16 protein-coding genes and 2 pseudogenes are annotated in these 15951 nt (G+C 35.8%); 12 read left to right on the top strand and 6 right to left on the bottom strand.

Going from position 1 to position 15951, the window contains the following annotated elements:
• The first annotated feature begins 211 nt into the window (after positions 1-211).
• Positions 212-583, top strand: coding sequence for a c-type cytochrome (locus tag ACU5DF_RS06425; protein WP_446712242.1), 372 nt, complete (start codon positions 212-214; stop codon positions 581-583).
• Here the strand turns inward: ACU5DF_RS06425 and ACU5DF_RS06420 are convergent.
• The 3 genes and pseudogenes from ACU5DF_RS06420 to ACU5DF_RS06410 all read right to left on the bottom strand — a co-directional run bounded on the left by ACU5DF_RS06420 (position 580) and on the right by ACU5DF_RS06410 (position 2111).
• A pseudogene (locus ACU5DF_RS06420) lies at positions 580-1552 on the bottom strand (ISAs1 family transposase). The gene ACU5DF_RS06425 and the pseudogene ACU5DF_RS06420 sit on opposite strands and share 4 nt — an antisense overlap.
• A 30-nt stretch (positions 1553-1582) precedes the next feature.
• A complete protein-coding gene (locus ACU5DF_RS06415; protein WP_446712241.1) occupies positions 1583-1846 on the bottom strand; it encodes a hypothetical protein in 264 nt (87 codons plus the stop codon).
• 28 nt (positions 1847-1874) lie between these two features.
• The gene (locus tag ACU5DF_RS06410) at positions 1875-2111 is read right to left on the bottom strand and encodes a dynamin family protein (protein ID WP_446712240.1); all 237 of its coding nucleotides are present in this window, start codon (positions 2109-2111) and stop codon (positions 1875-1877) included.
• 236 nt (positions 2112-2347) lie between these two features.
• On the opposite strand from ACU5DF_RS06410, the pseudogene ACU5DF_RS06405 reads away from it, so the two are divergent.
• The 8 genes and pseudogenes from ACU5DF_RS06405 to ACU5DF_RS06370 all read left to right on the top strand — a co-directional run.
• Positions 2348-2579: pseudogene (locus ACU5DF_RS06405) on the top strand (CreA family protein); the annotation flags it as partial.
• Positions 2580-3149: 570 nt separating this feature from the next.
• Positions 3150-3317: a hypothetical protein gene (locus ACU5DF_RS06400; RefSeq protein ID WP_446712239.1), complete on the top strand. Its 168-nt coding sequence runs from the start codon at positions 3150-3152 to the stop codon at positions 3315-3317.
• Positions 3304-4335, top strand: coding sequence for a radical SAM protein (locus ACU5DF_RS06395; RefSeq protein WP_446712238.1), 1032 nt, complete (start codon positions 3304-3306; stop codon positions 4333-4335). The genes ACU5DF_RS06400 and ACU5DF_RS06395 overlap by 14 nt, the downstream gene beginning before the upstream one ends.
• 4 nt (positions 4336-4339) lie before the next feature.
• Positions 4340-5173, top strand: coding sequence for a JmjC domain-containing protein (locus tag ACU5DF_RS06390; RefSeq protein ID WP_446712237.1), 834 nt, complete (start codon positions 4340-4342; stop codon positions 5171-5173).
• Positions 5160-5924 carry a hypothetical protein gene (locus ACU5DF_RS06385; RefSeq protein WP_446712236.1) on the top strand — a complete coding sequence of 255 codons (765 nt, stop codon included), beginning with the start codon at positions 5160-5162 and terminating at the stop codon, positions 5922-5924. The genes ACU5DF_RS06390 and ACU5DF_RS06385 overlap by 14 nt, the downstream gene beginning before the upstream one ends.
• A gap of 2 nt (positions 5925-5926) precedes the next feature.
• Positions 5927-6982, top strand: a complete 1056-nt coding sequence (locus ACU5DF_RS06380; protein ID WP_446712235.1) for a leucine-rich repeat domain-containing protein — start codon at positions 5927-5929, stop codon at positions 6980-6982.
• Between the two features lie 670 nt (positions 6983-7652).
• On the top strand, positions 7653-8273 hold the full coding sequence (locus ACU5DF_RS06375; protein ID WP_446712234.1) for a c-type cytochrome: 621 nt from the start codon (positions 7653-7655) through the stop codon (positions 8271-8273).
• Positions 8274-8283: 10 nt separating this feature from the next.
• On the top strand, positions 8284-9318 hold the full coding sequence (locus ACU5DF_RS06370; protein WP_446712233.1) for a c-type cytochrome: 1035 nt from the start codon (positions 8284-8286) through the stop codon (positions 9316-9318).
• Between the two features lie 118 nt (positions 9319-9436).
• On the opposite strand, the gene ACU5DF_RS06365 is transcribed toward ACU5DF_RS06370, so the two are convergent.
• Entirely contained in the window at positions 9437-10555 is a 1119-nt protein-coding gene (locus ACU5DF_RS06365; RefSeq protein ID WP_446712232.1) for a multidrug effflux MFS transporter, read from the bottom strand.
• Between the two features lie 98 nt (positions 10556-10653).
• Here ACU5DF_RS06365 and ACU5DF_RS06360 point away from each other — a divergent pair, with 98 nt between their 5' ends.
• The 3 genes from ACU5DF_RS06360 (at position 10654) to ACU5DF_RS06350 (ending at position 14159) form a co-directional block, all read left to right on the top strand.
• Positions 10654-11418, top strand: a complete 765-nt coding sequence (locus ACU5DF_RS06360; RefSeq protein WP_446712231.1) for an AraC family transcriptional regulator — start codon at positions 10654-10656, stop codon at positions 11416-11418.
• Positions 11419-11708: 290 nt separating this feature from the next.
• Complete coding sequence (locus tag ACU5DF_RS06355; protein WP_446712230.1) at positions 11709-13235, top strand: YjjI family glycine radical enzyme; 1527 nt, start codon at positions 11709-11711, stop codon at positions 13233-13235.
• A 12-nt stretch (positions 13236-13247) separates the two neighbouring features.
• On the top strand, positions 13248-14159 hold the full coding sequence (locus tag ACU5DF_RS06350; RefSeq protein WP_446712229.1) for a YjjW family glycine radical enzyme activase: 912 nt from the start codon (positions 13248-13250) through the stop codon (positions 14157-14159).
• 15 nt (positions 14160-14174) lie between these two features.
• Here the strand turns inward: ACU5DF_RS06350 and ACU5DF_RS06345 are convergent, their stop codons facing one another.
• A complete protein-coding gene (locus ACU5DF_RS06345; protein WP_446712228.1) occupies positions 14175-14939 on the bottom strand; it encodes a class I SAM-dependent methyltransferase in 765 nt (254 codons plus the stop codon).
• Positions 14940-15039: 100 nt separating this feature from the next.
• Positions 15040-15951: a LysR family transcriptional regulator gene (locus ACU5DF_RS06340; RefSeq protein WP_446712227.1), complete on the bottom strand. Its 912-nt coding sequence runs from the start codon at positions 15949-15951 to the stop codon at positions 15040-15042.

The following is a 15951-nucleotide window of genomic DNA, read 5'->3' as shown; positions in this document are numbered from 1 at the left end:
GCAAAAAAACATCATCTTGCAACTTAAAGAATGCCATACATATACATTCTTCAAGTTGCCTCTTTTACCAGATAATCACAATACACATCACACACTTCTTGTAAATGTGGAAAACCACAATACCCAAGCTTATTAATACCGTTAATAATAGAACAAAAACCAGTCTATATAAAAATAATAATAAGTAACTATTAGCCTATGTGGAGCAACTATGTCACCAACAAAAATAAGCCAATACTGCATTGGATTGGGAGTGTTATTACTCTCGACAAGCTCAGCTTTCTCTGCCCCTATTCCACCATCCGCGACGGTCTGCACAAGCTGTCATATGCCCACTGGAATGGGGTTGCCCAATATGGCCCCTATGATTGCAGGGAAAAACGCAGAATACCTTAGTCATCAAATCGATTTATTTCTTAATGGTGGCCGTTCTGACCCGCTAATGACACCAATGGCAGCCCTCGTTTCTGATCCACAAAAAAAAGCCGAAGCGATTAATTACTTCGCTTCTTTAACTGCCCCTGAAGTTAAAACCCCAGAACACCGTGGTGATCAAGCCCAGGGCAACCGCATGAGTGGTTAAATTTCAACCTCTGCGAAAAAACCTACCGTTAAAACAGATTCAAGCATTGAAGTGTTCATCATGCATAGCTTTTGTTTACCCACGATACTCAGTTTTGTGGGCTCAACTCTGAGCATGTTCAAGCTCATGTGTCGTAAGCAGGAAAGGTTTTCGGCACCATTATCTTTGAATATGGAGCAAGCATCTTCATTCATGCTGACATCGAGTACCCAGTGCATTGATTCGATCCCCCAATGCTCTCTGACCGCCACTGCTGCTTGCTCTGCACTTAATTCTTTTGAGCTAATGTAATAACGATATTCTAAACTGGGCTGTTTTCCTTTAATCGCACGAAAGCTTTCAATCATGATGATACTTTTTAAGCCTTTCCAACGAGAAAAGATTGTTTTTTACTGCTAATAAGTAGTCTGCGCCCTTATCTATTATGACTTTGGCTATTGCCGTTTGGCATGCCATCAATAGTCACTAATGCGCCTTTAATATCAAGCATCTTAATAAGCTCTGGAATAGCTGTTATTTCATTACTTTTTTGCTCTGTTTTTAACTGCCCTAAAACCAATTTGTTTGAAGAGGCGTAAGCACTCACCATATGGATAGTACTTGAGCGGTCGTCTCGATCATAAGAGCCACGAAGTGTCTGCCATCAATAGCAACGACTTGGCCTTGAGTTAAAGAATGCACTGAAGACATCCAAGAGACGAAGCCTTGATGAAATTGCTCTGGTTCAATATTTGAAACAATCCTAGCAATCGTATCATCGACAGGAATGTCATTTAAAAACATAGTATTACGTTCAAACCAAGCGTGATGAGCAAGAATGTATTCTCTAATATCAAACCAGCCTTTTGCTCCTGCAATAACAGCACACATTGAGCCGAATAGAACTTCAAAAAGGCAATAGGTTACTTTTGCACCTTGTCTTTGGTCTGTTATTTCATGAAAGTGTTCTTTAAAATGGTCAATGTGCATCGAATTCTCCTCGTTAAAGGAGGTATATGATCACAGGTAAATCTGATCGTCAAATCGATCGTTTAATTGATTAAAAAACATTCGTGATCTTGCCCTGTCAGATATGCCAGAATCCCATCCTGGCATATCGACTAAAACCAGATCTTTGTTTTGTTCTAGTACTGGATGAGAAGAACCCATTTCAATCCAAATATTCGCAAAATCATCATTAAGATTTTGCTGTAAAGATAAAAGGTAGTCTTGGTCTTTTAATTGTGTTCTTGATAGATCGGCAACCTTCTTATCTTCGTTCATTAAACGAATAAATTCGACTTCAGAGTAGCTAATTTCCCGTTGGAAGACAGGTTTCAGGTGTAACTTCTACACTCAATAATTTTTCACCAAGTAGAGCGTTAATCAGTGTCGATTTCCCTGAGCTAAATGATCCTACAAGTGGCAAACGCAATTTGAATTGATTATGTTTGTTAATCGCCTGTTCGCTTTGTTTTTCAAATCCATACTCTTCAGAGAGTTTTTCAATGATTGGGATCAGTTGCTCTAATTTTTGTTTTAATAACATAGATAAGCCTTATGTTTCTAATAGTTCAGGTCTTGTTTCAAACCTATAGCCAACGTTCTTGTTGTTATAATGCATAACAGTTACCAATATGATAACGTATTACTGCGACAGTTTGTGTCGGATGGGTTTGTAATAATGAAAAGATTAAGTTTAAAAAATGAATATTTTTCAGTTATTAGAAGTGTTAGATAATTAAAATTGAATTTATCACAGTATTGGTAATAAAGAGTTCATCTAAGGACATAAAAGTGTCGAATTTAGATGATGATAAAATTTCTGGGGTAACTTGTCATATAGCTTCAGTTGAGGCAGATTTTAGTCTTGCAGATCCAAGTGATAGTTCAATCTCGTGTCGTCAAACCGGCGAAATCACACCAGAGATGATCGCTAGCATCGACTAAAGAAACAGAGGGTAACTTCAAGCATAGTTTATCTACAGTGCCACTGTGGGGAACTAAGGCTACATAGAGCCAACTATTAAACAATAGGTCTTATTATGAGGTTATAAACAAGAGCAATATATCGCTCTTGCTTTACCTGCCTCATTGTAAGTGTTAAACAACCTATCGCCCCCTCATACTTGTTGTTCAATACCCGTATAGTATGCAAACCGTAGATCTTAACTAATTAAATCAAAGAGCTTAAGAGAATCGTTGTAACAAGTTTTAGAGTTCTACCTAGTAGTTGCTTAATCAAACAAAAAAACATAGTTCTGTTGTTGACTTGAAGGATGTTAAATTGGCGCTACAATGCCCTCTTCTAAGCGGTGCATTTCAAAGTTTGTAGCACACCTATATTGCATTGATTCTACAAATCTCAATTAGTTACTCAGCACTATTGTAGTTCTATCTCGTAGTAATTTTATTATAAAAAGGAAGGTTACTATTAGATAGAAGCCAGTTAATCCTGATATAACCAGAAACACTCCACTTAACAGTACTTAATTCTAATAATCACTAAACAAAGCATCATTATAGTTGACAAAAACACAAAATATCGGATAATTTAAAATTCAACTTTTCATTAAGGAATAAGAAAATGAACCAAACAACTGTTACATCAACAGCTAAAACAACCTTACCTAATTTCTCTCAAGTTTTATTAGAGATCAGTTCGAATTTTTGTGATAAAAATATCAAAAAAGATGAACTTAAAAAGCCAGAATTATTCGGTTCTTGGTTTGAAGCTGATCATGACTTCGATTAATTTTATAGAAAATGATAGGTTTGTTTTACAGCAAACCTATTTACTTTTAACACGTAAATGTAATATTTCTTGCACCCACTGCATTAGGACATCTAGTCCCGAGCATACTACATTTATGCCTGAAAGCTTAGCTAATTCTATTATAAAAAAAGTTAGTAGTAAAAACTCTAAATCCACTATCATGATTAGTGGTGGTGAACCTACATTACATCCAAACTTTACTAATATTGTAAGAAATGCAGCCAATCAATTCCAACATGTTGTTATTAATACAAATGGAATTAAAATAAGACAAATATCAACTCTAACTGATATCTCAGATCTATTAACTATACAGGTATCCCTTGATGGCGATCGTATCTCTCACGATATGATCAGAGGAAAAGGTACTTTTAATAAAACTATAAACAATATAATTAAACTATCTGAGCAAGGGTTTAAAATAGAAATAGCTACAACAGTAACAAATAACAACCTCAATTCTATTATACTTCTTGATAGACATTTAAAAGATATTTCCTTTACTAGATGGAGTATTAAGCGTATTGTAGGTTATGGTCGAGCTGATGATAGTGATGACTTAAGTACTGAAGCTTGGAACTCTTTTATCTTTAGTAGTGATTCATTTTTTAATTCTCCGAGAATTAAGGCTTCTCCAATGTTTACTATAAATAGTATAAATCAAGATTATCCATTTTTTTCAAATACTAAGTTAGCAAACTTTGGAACCAACTGTGGCACAGGAAGATCAAAATTATATATAAATCCCAATGGTTCTGTATATCCATGTGCTTGTATGGAAGATAAGATTATTGGAGACTTTAATTTTGATAGCTTTGATTTAATAAAAGATAAATTGTCATTATTAACAATATCTCCCAACAATGACTCAATTTGCTATAAATGTACCGCTTGGAATATATGTAAAGGTGGCTGCCCAGGCGTTAGCGCTCGGTTCAACAACTACGGTGATCCACGCTGTCCTGTCATATCTAAAGTTCATTTAAGCAGAGTATAAACCTATGTGTTCAATTTTCTCTAAAATTAATTTTGAAAAATTCATTAACGAAAAATGGTCTAAGGAACATTATATATTTCCAACACATATATCTAATACAATTGACCCTTGTGAATTTTTAAATAGAGTAATAAATAATAATATAATTTATTACCCAACATTACGAGCTGTCAATCCAGAAGGTCAAGTCAATCCATTACTATATACAAAATCGACAAGAAGAAAGTTGTCTGAAGAAATTGACAAAGATAAAACTTTATTATTACTAAATAAATTAGGTACAATAAAACTTGAAAACATTGATCTATTATCATCAGAAATGAAAGATATTAAGTTTTCTTTAGAAAGTTTTTTTATAGATACAAAAATAACAATGAATGCTTATATCTCCAAAGGCCCTGCTTATGGAATACCATCACACTATGACTCCTATCATATATTTGCAATGCAGCTTCATGGTACAAAAAAGTGGGAAATCAGTGACAAAATTGTCGAGAACCCTCATATAGACTTTATGATCAAAGAGCCAGTAGAACCATTAAACACTTTAACTGTTGAAACTAATATAGGTGAAATTCTATATATTCCACCAGGATTACAACATCGAGCCTATACGGAAAAATCATCCATTCACATTGCTATTGGTATACATACAACAAGAATATTTGAGTTTTTAAATGATTTAATTATAAATAGTGCGGCTAAATACCATCAATTAAGGCATGATATGCCATTAAATTATATAGATGGCAAAGTAATTAAAAGCAGTTTAGCAGATGATGACCTTTCATCAATATTTGATATTTTGCGTTGGATAGCTGTAAATGATAAAAAATAGAGATAACAAATCATTTTATGATTTAAGTTCAGAGATATATAAACCTTATATTGAATTCATTTGGAATTTCTTTCCAAATGTGTCATCTTTATATATTAGAGGGAGTTCCTCCAGAAGTTATGAGAAAATTAAATATACGCCTTGGGATGTCGACTTTGTATTAGGAGTTAAAGGAGAACAGAAAAAAACAAAAGAAGAAATACTTTCATTTTATGATGAGTTATTAAAAATAAATCATCAACTCAAGCCTAATCCACCAATGGATATCAGGATAATAAACTTAAATGTCGATAAAAATAATCTTAAATATCTTCACACCTTACTTTTATTAAAAGATAGCTCACGTTTAATAAAAGGAGATAGCATTGATCTCTCACCATTAAATAAAATCACAATTTCCGAAAAGAAAAAAATAACAAACTTATACATTAAAAGTTTTTTCACGAAAAAATCATCACTTAACCTATATATCAAAAAAAAACCGCATGATACTGAAATATACAACCAAAAATACATAAGGCTAATAAAAACATTTTTTAGAGTTGGCGCATTAAATCATTATTGTGAAACAAATGAGTTCAGTCGTTCGATTGATTTAGGTTTTGATTTTTGGATTCAGAATTCCAATTCAACTGACACTCTTAGCATTTATAAAATAATAAATTCATTTAACCAAACCGACTATAATTTGGAAATATTGCATTTATGCAGTTCTATTTTAAATAAATATTTAATAAATAATGTGAATTAATTATGGACTTTATTCTTGGTGGCAATAAATGTTCAATGCTATCTGAACAACTAAATTGTAAGAAGAATAAAATAATAGCATCTATATACTCTGATGATAAATTATCAGAGTATATAAACTTAGATTTCATTCAAACCAATAAGATTATTGAAATCCATATTTTAGGTGATTTAATAAACATTCCAAAATCCCAATGGATTGTACGAAATCATTTGTTATTTTTATTACATGGGTTGGATATCATTATACATTGGTATGATGGAGACCTTATAGAATACAATTCAATTGCGAAAAGCATTGCGATTGATTGTAAAGATAATTACAAATTAAAAGAATATTTTCCAACGTTGGTTTGTAACATTCCTGAATTAAAGCAGATTACATATATATTAGGTTTCACCCCTAAATACACTTTGGATAATAATGGTTACATTTTCTCCATAGACTTTTCAAAAAGTTCCATATATTCAGAAAGTTATTTATCACAATACTCAGAAAAGGATAAAAGTATAATATTATCTATACTTAGCAATATCGATACATTAAAAGAAATAAATTTATCATTTTCGAATATAACATCACTACCAGTATTTCGTAATGTACAAAAACTTGATTTAAGGGGTAATGAAAATATTGACTTATCTAATATTTTTAAGTTTAAAAACATTAAACATCTTAATATAAGCGCATGTAAAATAAGAGAACTCCCAGAATCATTAATAAATTTAAAAGAGTTATCGACATTACTAGCATATAAAAACAACATATCTTCTATTAATTTCAGGAACTTCCCAACTAGTATAAAAAGGTTGTCACTCTATAGAAATACAATTAAATCAATAACTTTGAGTGATAGATTTAACTCTAATCTACTTGAAATCAACTTGGGTGCAAATCCTTTATTTCATTTAAACACCATAAATTTAAATTCATTAGAGATAATAATAATTATTAGAAAAGTTTATAGTCGAACTATTGAACACTATATAAATAAAAAATCCAACCCGATAAATATCATTACCGAAAACTATAATGGCATTGTAAATAAAATAATTTGATTTTATATTTCCAATGCTAACCCTATCTTGAAAGATATTTGTCGCTTGATTTTTATTGACGAGAACCATTTATTGAAGATAATTGGCTTAACTACGAGTGGCAAAATCTCTTATTCCTTTATTCCTTTATTCCTTTATTCCACGATGTAGATATTAAAACCCTACTCAACTAAAGAGACGGTGGGAAGCTTTAAACTTGAGAGAAAATTGTTTTCTGGTAATCATCTCCACCTAGAATTAAATTCTTTTTGGTGATCTCTGCAATGCCTTTTAGACAATGTTTTATCGATTCATGAAGAGTGTCCTAAAATAGCTTTTAGTAATGCTTTCAAAAGACTCTTCGATTTTCTTATACCTATCAATCGTTAATATTATTGAGAAGAAGGTAATAAGAACACTGCAAGGAATAGCATATTTATTAATATATTTTCGCATTAGTTAGTTTACAGTCCATTGCACAATAAGATAATACTAGCAAAAAAACATCATCTTGCAACTTAAAGAATGTCATACATATACATTCTTCAAGTTGCCTCTTTTACCAGATAGTCACAATACACATCACACACTTCTTATAAATGTGGAAAACCACAATACCCAAGACTATGAATAATACTGATAATAAAAAGAAAAAAACCGATAAAGATAAAATAATTCTTGTGGAGCAAGTATGTCATTAACCAAAATCGTTCAAAGCAGCATGGGGTTAGGAGTCCTTCTTTTCTCTATCAGTTCTTCCTTTGCCACCCCAATTCCACCATCCGCGACAGTCTGCACAAGCTGTCATATGCCCACAGGAATGGGGTTGCCCAATATGGCCCCTATGATTGCAGGGAAAAACGCAGAATACCTTAGCCATCAAATCGATTTATTTCTTAATGGTGACCGTTCTGACCCGCTAATGACACCAATGGCAGCCCTCGTTTCTGATCCACAAAAAAAAGCCGAAGCGATTAATTACTTCGCTTCTTTAACTGCCCCTGAAGTTAAAACCCCAGAACACCGTGGTGATCATGCCATTATCGAAGATCCTGCTCGCAAGCTCGTCTACCAAGGTGATTGGAATCGTAATATTCCAGCCTGTTCGACTTGCCATGGCGCTAGTGGTATTGGCATTGAAGCTTTCCCTCGTTTAGCAAATCAACATCCTGATTATCTTGAAAAACAACTAAAAGCATGGAAAAACAAAACCCGTTCAGGCGATCATAATGACGTAATGGGCAGTATTGCACGACAACTTACAGATACTGAAATCACCCAATTATCACACTATTTTGCCACTGTGAAATAAGGAACCTACGATGAATAAAACCCTAATCACTCTGGCAGCGGCAACCTTGTTTTCACACACTGTATTAGCAGCGACAGAATTACCGGATAAACAAGCCGAACTGCCTGCTCATCCTAAAACAGAAAAGTCTGATCACCTAGTTCCACGAGATTTAAGTACAATCCCAAACACACCCTTTGGTGAAAAAGTAAAACAAGGTTACTCGTTGTTTGTAAACTCTCAAACCATGCGCGGAAAGTATGTTGCCAACGAACAAAACTGCGTTAATTGTCATATGCAAGCAGGCATGAAAGCCGATTCCGCCCCACTTTGGGGGGCGTATATGGCCTATCCTGCTTATCGTAAAAAGAATGACAAAGTAAACACCTACGCCGAGCGTATTCAAGGGTGTTTTACTTATTCAATGAACGGGACTCCACCACCTAAAGACTCTCCAGAATTAGTCGCATTAAGTGCTTATTCATATTGGTTAGCTATGGGCGGGTTATTAGATAAATATGATATGCAAGATACTCCAATTCCTGAGTTATCAGATGCTGCAATTCAACTAGGCGGTAACGACGAGTCGTTCATCTTACCTGCTGAGATGATGCAAGATTTACTGGCAGGAAAGCGCGGTAAACTTGCTGGTCGTAGTTTCCCTAAATTAGATAAGCCAGAGCAAGAACCTTCTATTGAACGTGGTGAGATTGTTTACAACACCACCTGTGCAAGTTGTCACGGTGAAAATGGCGAAGGGATAAAATCTAACGGCGTGCAATCTTTCCCACCACTATGGGGTAAAGACTCATTTAACTGGGGAGCAGGTATGCACCGTGTAAATACAGCAGCCTTCTTTATCTATGAAAACATGCCATTAGGAAAAAGTATCCAGATCACCAAACAAGAAGCATGGGATGTAGCAGCCTTTATGAACAGTCATGAACGCCCTCAAGATCCTCGCTTTAAAGGTGACTTAAAAGCAAACCAAGAAAAATACCATAACCACCAAGGTTACTACGGGAAAACCGTAAATGGAAAAGTATTAGGTGAACACTCGTATTAATAACACAGCCTAATTAAAATAATAAAATAGCAACGTCAATTAGCTTGCCCTTATTCACTTCTACCCCTTGGCGTGAATAAGGGCTTTTTATTGATTCATCCTGAATTAGTTATGGCGACTATTTACGACAAGCCATTACAGCTGCAAGTAACGATGTAATAATCAATACCGCACCAAGATTTCCGATCATTCCTGCAAGCCCTAAACCTGTTCCAATCATCAAATAATAAAACAAACCTAAAATCGCCCCAGCCGTTCCTGCTTGGTGTTTATAACTCACTAATGCGGTAGATAAAATATTAGGAATCGCGATACCAAAACCGATAACAACCAACATCATCGGAATTAAAAACCATAAATCATCTTGCAATAAGTAAACGCCAATTGCTCCGATAAGGCTAGATAACACCGCAAAAATTACCAATTTGTCTGCTTTCATGTTTCTTGATAATAAATGTCGATTCATCGCACTGCCGATAACGGAAGCCAGCGCAAGTACTGCACCACTGTAGCCAAATTCCATTGAACTTAATCCTAATCTATCAAAAATAAACGGAGCCAAGGAATAGTAACTAAACATCATTATATTAAAACAAGCCACAAGAATCGCACTTTTCCAGATCGCCTTATCTTTTGACATGGTTTTCAACACAACAATAAAGCTCGTTGGCTGAATCTGATCAGGTTTGGTTTCTGGTAGTGTTAATAGTGAGCCACTAAACAACACAATAGCAAGAACAAGCAGCACACTAAATACCGCAAAATGTCCTGCGTATTGTGAAAGTGCACCGCCACTCATTAAACCAAGTACTGGGCTAATGGAAATTCCCATCCCCATCAATGAAAATACTTTACCTAATTCTTTTCCATTATAACTGTCTCTCAGCATAGTTTGAGTCACTACAGAGCCAACCGCAGCACCAAATGCAGACAACACACGAGCAATAATAATAATGTCAAAATGATTCGCGGTGATTGCCAATCCACTACCAATGCCATAGATAAACAAACCACTTAACATGGCTTTTCGACGTCCAATAACATCAGCAACGCGTCCCCAGACAACAACACCCACAGCAAAAGCGATAAAATAAATCGATAGCGTTTGGCTAGCCGTTCCGATACTTACATCAAAATAACTCGCTAAATGTGGTAGTACAGGGCTATAAATGGTTTCTATAATTTGTGGAAACATCATTAAAATAACAATGAGACCAACGTGAGGTTTTCTATTCATTCTCTTTTCTCTTCTATTTGGAATAAGAGAAGTATAGAGATTTGTGCTATGGTCAAATATCAACAATAGAACAATAAATATCAAAATAAGGACAACTCATGCTGATTGATGAAAAAACACCATTCAATGTTGATGCAACTCCTTACTCTTTTGTAGGTATTGCAGCCAAGATTGGCAAACATGATTCCGGCATGCATAAGCATAATCGTGCTCAATTGTTATTTGCACCACATGGTTGCATGAGTATTACTCTGGATGGATTGCATTGCGTGCTACCTCCAACCAAAGCGGCTTGGATACCTGCGGGGGTTGAGCATTGTGCCGTTATGAGAAATGTTGTCGCTTATCGCTCACTCTATTTTGATCCCTCGATAATTAATAACTTACCCTGCGATCTTGCGGTTTTTAACGTTACGTCATTATTAAAAGAATTAATTGAACGAATGGCTTTTTGGGAATGGGATAAACCAAGTAGTGAGCAAGCAAATACCTTGGCTTTATGTTGTGAAGAATTATTGTACGCAGAAAAATACGATCTTACATTGCCCCTACCTACAGATAAACGCCTCACTGTATGGTTAGAAAGGATAAAAACAGGACATTCTCTTCCTCAGCCATTAAATGAAATGTCGATCCAAATTGGAGCCAGCAGCAAAACCATCTCACGTTTATTCATTAAAGAAACAGGTATGCCTTATCAAGCATGGCGACAACAATGGCGCTTACTTACCGCAATTGAACGCCTTGCCGAAAATAAAAGTGTTTCAGAAGTCGCGCATTCCCTAGAGTTCTCCAGTGACAGTGCGTTTATCCACTTTTTTAAACAACATACTGGAGAGACTCCGACACGCTTTATGTTATGACCATCCCTACTACTAACGGTTTATATTTCCATAATAGAAATAAGTATTCCTATTAGTTTCACTTTCAAACAGCATTAGATTATATATAGTACATCGCACGGCAAAATGGAGTTATAACTCACTTGTCGGCGAAGCTCCTGTGATGAAATCCCCCCAGATTACAACGGGAGCTTCGTATCTTTACTCCTTACCTTATTTCAAAAAAGGAAATGAGTAGTTTATATAATTTCACTAAATGAAAGTGGATTTATCACTTAAAATAAAACCATACTAATAAAAAGGGTTTTATCATGAGTCAAGAACGTTTCTACCGCATTATTACTGACGCTACTCTTTCTCCAAAGCAAAAATCAAATTATTTGGCATTAGAAGCAGAAGCCAGCCTTCCATATATGGAGATTGACTCAGAAACCCAACAAGCCTTAAAAGACGGTGTGTTATGTGACATGTTTGAAGGTCACGCCCCATTTAAGCCTCGCTATGTATTGCCAGATTACGCTAAGTTTTTAACTCAAGGTTCAGAATACCTAGAGCTATCTGCAGCGGAAAATTTTGATGATGCATTAAATTTACTAACTATAATTTATCATCATGTTCCTTCTGTTACTTCTATCCCTGTTTATCTTGGCCAACTTGATACTGTGCTTATGCCTTTTGTTGGTTCCCTTAGTGATGAAGAAATTTATCAAAAAATAAAACGTTTTTGGATCATGCTTGATCGCACGCTTCCTGATGCTTTCATGCACGTAAACATTGGCCCTACAGATAATATTATTTGTCGTACTATCTTACGTGTTGATGCTGAATTAAAACAAATTGCACCGAATTTAACCTTTATGTACGACGCTGAAATCACACCAGATGATCTGCTTCGTCACGCCGCATCGAACATTTGTGAGTGCAGTAAACCGCACATTGCAAACTACCCAGTACACGCAAAAGCATACAATAACACCGGCTTTGGCATCGTCAGTTGCTACAACTCGCTACCATTAGCGGGTGGCTCAAATACCCTTGTCCGTATGAACTTAAAAGAAGTGGCTAAAAAAGCCCAAAACAAAGCGGACTTTGTTAATAACGTGCTCCCTAAATACTGCAACGTTATGTTTGGCTTAATTAATACAAGAAGTGCATTTTTGCATGAACAATCAAATTTCTTTGAAGGTTTCTTAACCAAAGAAGGCTTGATTAGTGAAGACCGCTTTGCACCCATGTTTGGTATCTACGGTATGGCTGAAGCCGTAGATATTCTTATGGAAAAAGAAGGCATTGACGCAAAATACGGTCATGACGAAATGGCAAATCAATTAGGTCACACTATTTCAAAACAATTATCAGAGATCGTTGATTCTACCGAGGTAAAATACGGCTATCACGGAAAAGCCTTACTTCACGCTCAAGGCGGTATTAGTTTAGATATTGATGTAACTCCTGGTGTTCGTATCCCTTATGGAACAGAGCCTGACCCAGTCTCTTATGTGCAAGCGACTGCTGAACACCATCAATATTACACCTCTGGTGTCAGTGATATTTTGACCATTGATGAAACAGTTAAATCAAACCCAGAAGCAATGTTTAATTTAGCGAAAGGCGCACTGCAATTAGGCTATCGCGAGTTTACTGCCAATGTTGCTTCTAACGATTTAGTTCGTATTACAGGTTATATGGTCAAATTGTCTGATATTGCAAAATATGATGCAGAAGGCTCGCGCACCAATACCACGTTCTTAGGAGCAGAAGCGGCGAAAAACACGGAAGTATTAAACCGAACGCCTCGTGTTGCTGCGTTAGAAATGACACCAACGTACGCAGAATAAGTTAGATAAATTATGGTTGACGCTATCACTCAACAGAGCAATACCATCAACTACGACAAAACAGGATTGGTCAGTAAAATACTGACCTTTTCTTGTGTCGATGGTCCCGGTAACCGACTTGTGATTTTTTTGCAAGGTTGTAACTATGATTGCATTACTTGTCATAACCCTCATACCATTAATCACTGTGACCATTGTGGTGATTGCGTCGAACCGTGCCCTACTGGAGCATTAACCTTCGATGATTCACCAAATAAGAAAGTCATATGGAATGAAGCGTTGTGTACTCAATGTGATAAATGCATTGATGTCTGCCCAAGTAAATCCAATCCAAAAACAATCACTTACTCTGTTCAACAATTACTTGAATTAACGCTAAAACACGCGCCATTTTTAAGTGGCGTTACTATTTCTGGTGGTGAAGCAACCTTACAATTACCGTTTATTGTTGAATACTTTAAAGCCATAAAATCAACTCCCTCATTAAGCCACCTTACGTGCTTTATTGATAGCAATGGCAGCTTATCAGAGCAAGGCTGGTACAAGGTTTTACCTTACCTTGATGGCTCCATGATTGACTTAAAAGCATGGCAAAACGACACGCATTTATGGTTGGTCGGCAGGGAAAACCATCGAGTATTACACTCTATTAATTTATTGGCTCAACACGGAAAATTACACGAAGTTCGTTTATTGTATATTCCCAATAAAACCGATTTACTGTGTGAAATCGATGCTGTTAGTGAGTATTTAAAGACACTGCCCGATCATATCAACATTCGACTAAATGCCTTTCAACATCATGGCGTGATTGGTGAAGCGTTAGGGTGGGATAAATGCAATAAAGCACAAATGGAAGAATTTGAGGACAAGTTAATTACTAGATTGGGGCGACCAGTTATCACCCCATCGGTTTATACGTGATGCTTTTATTATTGGTTACTTAGAAAAAACAGCGGTTAGATAACGATTGTTTAGCCCTTTCGTTAATATCGAATGCACTCGAAAGAACAACGCACTTGGCTTTTTAACATAGTGCTTAATGATATTTCGTCCTACACCTTGTGAACGGTTTTCTTTTGACTCTTTCTTTGAAAACAATCCTTTAAATTCCCAATATTGGATCTGCTCAAACGTTTCACCCGCTTGATAATTTGAGGCTGAAAACAGACGATAAAAAGAGGCTACTGTAAAATCATGCAAATGATGCGGGTTACCATCGACCGTTGGCGTGGTCGGAACTGAAGCAATCATCACGCCTTTCTCATTCAACTGAGTTAAAAGATGCGTCACCATTTTTTGAGGCTCAGGCACATGCTCTATGGTTTCTAAGCTAATGATGGTATCAAACAGCTGAAAACCACCCCCTTTTTTAGCTAATTGAAAATCCATACCATTACCGCATTCATAACGTAAATTTTCTGCTTGATAATGCTCTTTGGCATACTTCACTGCCATTGGATCTACATCAACACCCACAAATTGTTTATCTGGATGCGCTTCTGCCATTAGCGCAGTACCGTAACCACAACCGCAAGCGATATCTAAAATATGCGTGCCACGTAGTTGTTCTGAGGCAAATTGATAACGCTCTAAATGGATTTCCAACACATCTTGATGACCTTTATCATCTTGATTAAGCTGTTTTGGGTAAATGCGTTCTAAAGAGTGTTCTGCGGTGATCTTTTCTTGTGGTAAATCCATTTTACTGCCTTGATAAACAATTGGTTATAAAACATAGACGATAAAAATTACGCCAATATCATTCAAAAAATAGTAACATTAATTGTTTAGTTATAATGTCTTATTTTTCCTTAATGCGATCACAGAGCCAGCTTACTGCTTGATCATTGATACTTAATTTATTGTAAACCATGCTATATGCCACTTGCCCATAATCAAACGGCATAGGTTTTATCACTAACCCCTTTGCTTGGCTTGCCATTTCTGCCCATTTTTTAGAACTGGTAAATAAAAAGTCAGTGTGATGGCACAAGGTTGCGGCACTACCAAAATCAGCCACAGAAATCGCAACGTCCCTTGGTTGGTATTGCTGAGCCAAACATTGCTCAAAATAAGGCACATTTAATTCCTTATCAAAAATACCAATATGCTTATAAGCTAAATAGCCCTCAACTGTTAACTCTTTATCAACTAAGGGATGGTCGGCATTCATGAGACAGACCATTTCATCTTCAATCACCGTTTCCCATACCAACTGTTTTTCCGTTGTTGGTGGCTGGCTTCTATCATGTGGTAGCAAAATCACATCAACTTGACCATTTAATAAGGCATCAAACCCCAATTGCTCTTTTGAGTGAATATCTATATGAGAATTTTGGGCTTGATTAGATAAAATATCACTAATGATTGGCGCGAATACTTCAAAAGTACTTTCTCGCATTGAAAGAGAATATTTACCCGAGAAGTCTTTAGGTTTAAAAGTAGGCTGATTCAATAACCCATTCATGTTATTTAAAATTTGATGCAGTACAGGACCTGTTTTTAACGCATAAGACGTGGGAATTAATTTAGTCCCATCACGATAAAAGAGCTCATCATCGAGTAAAGTTCGTAACTGAGATAAAGTTTTACTCACACTTGATGGACTCATACACAACACTTCAGCACTTTTCGTAACGCTATAAGTCGATAGCATGACGTGTAAAGCAGTTAGCTGTTTAAAGTTAATACGAGAGAGTTGTATAAGATCCAT

Source organism: Aliivibrio wodanis, assembly GCF_052920805.1.
This window is presented reverse-complemented; position numbering and strand designations above follow the sequence as displayed.

Bases quoted from the DNA above. Each gene is read 5' to 3' on its own strand.
- ACU5DF_RS06425 (WP_446712242.1), top strand. From the start codon at position 212: ATGTCACCAACAAAAATAAGCCAATACTGCATTGGATTGGGAGTGTTA.
- ACU5DF_RS06415 (WP_446712241.1), bottom strand. From the start codon at position 1,846: ATGAACGAAGATAAGAAGGTTGCCGATCTATCAAGAACACAATTAAAA.
- ACU5DF_RS06410 (WP_446712240.1), bottom strand. From the start codon at position 2,111: ATGTTATTAAAACAAAAATTAGAGCAACTGATCCCAATCATTGAAAAA.
- ACU5DF_RS06400 (WP_446712239.1), top strand. From the start codon at position 3,150: ATGAACCAAACAACTGTTACATCAACAGCTAAAACAACCTTACCTAAT.
- ACU5DF_RS06395 (WP_446712238.1), top strand. From the start codon at position 3,304: ATGACTTCGATTAATTTTATAGAAAATGATAGGTTTGTTTTACAGCAA.
- ACU5DF_RS06390 (WP_446712237.1), top strand. From the start codon at position 4,340: ATGTGTTCAATTTTCTCTAAAATTAATTTTGAAAAATTCATTAACGAA.
- ACU5DF_RS06385 (WP_446712236.1), top strand. From the start codon at position 5,160: ATGATAAAAAATAGAGATAACAAATCATTTTATGATTTAAGTTCAGAG.
- ACU5DF_RS06380 (WP_446712235.1), top strand. From the start codon at position 5,927: ATGGACTTTATTCTTGGTGGCAATAAATGTTCAATGCTATCTGAACAA.
- ACU5DF_RS06375 (WP_446712234.1), top strand. From the start codon at position 7,653: ATGTCATTAACCAAAATCGTTCAAAGCAGCATGGGGTTAGGAGTCCTT.
- ACU5DF_RS06370 (WP_446712233.1), top strand. From the start codon at position 8,284: ATGAATAAAACCCTAATCACTCTGGCAGCGGCAACCTTGTTTTCACAC.
- ACU5DF_RS06365 (WP_446712232.1), bottom strand. From the start codon at position 10,555: ATGAATAGAAAACCTCACGTTGGTCTCATTGTTATTTTAATGATGTTT.
- ACU5DF_RS06360 (WP_446712231.1), top strand. From the start codon at position 10,654: ATGCTGATTGATGAAAAAACACCATTCAATGTTGATGCAACTCCTTAC.
- ACU5DF_RS06355 (WP_446712230.1), top strand. From the start codon at position 11,709: ATGAGTCAAGAACGTTTCTACCGCATTATTACTGACGCTACTCTTTCT.
- ACU5DF_RS06350 (WP_446712229.1), top strand. From the start codon at position 13,248: ATGGTTGACGCTATCACTCAACAGAGCAATACCATCAACTACGACAAA.
- ACU5DF_RS06345 (WP_446712228.1), bottom strand. From the start codon at position 14,939: ATGGATTTACCACAAGAAAAGATCACCGCAGAACACTCTTTAGAACGC.
- ACU5DF_RS06340 (WP_446712227.1), bottom strand. From the start codon at position 15,951: ATGGATCTTATACAACTCTCTCGTATTAACTTTAAACAGCTAACTGCT.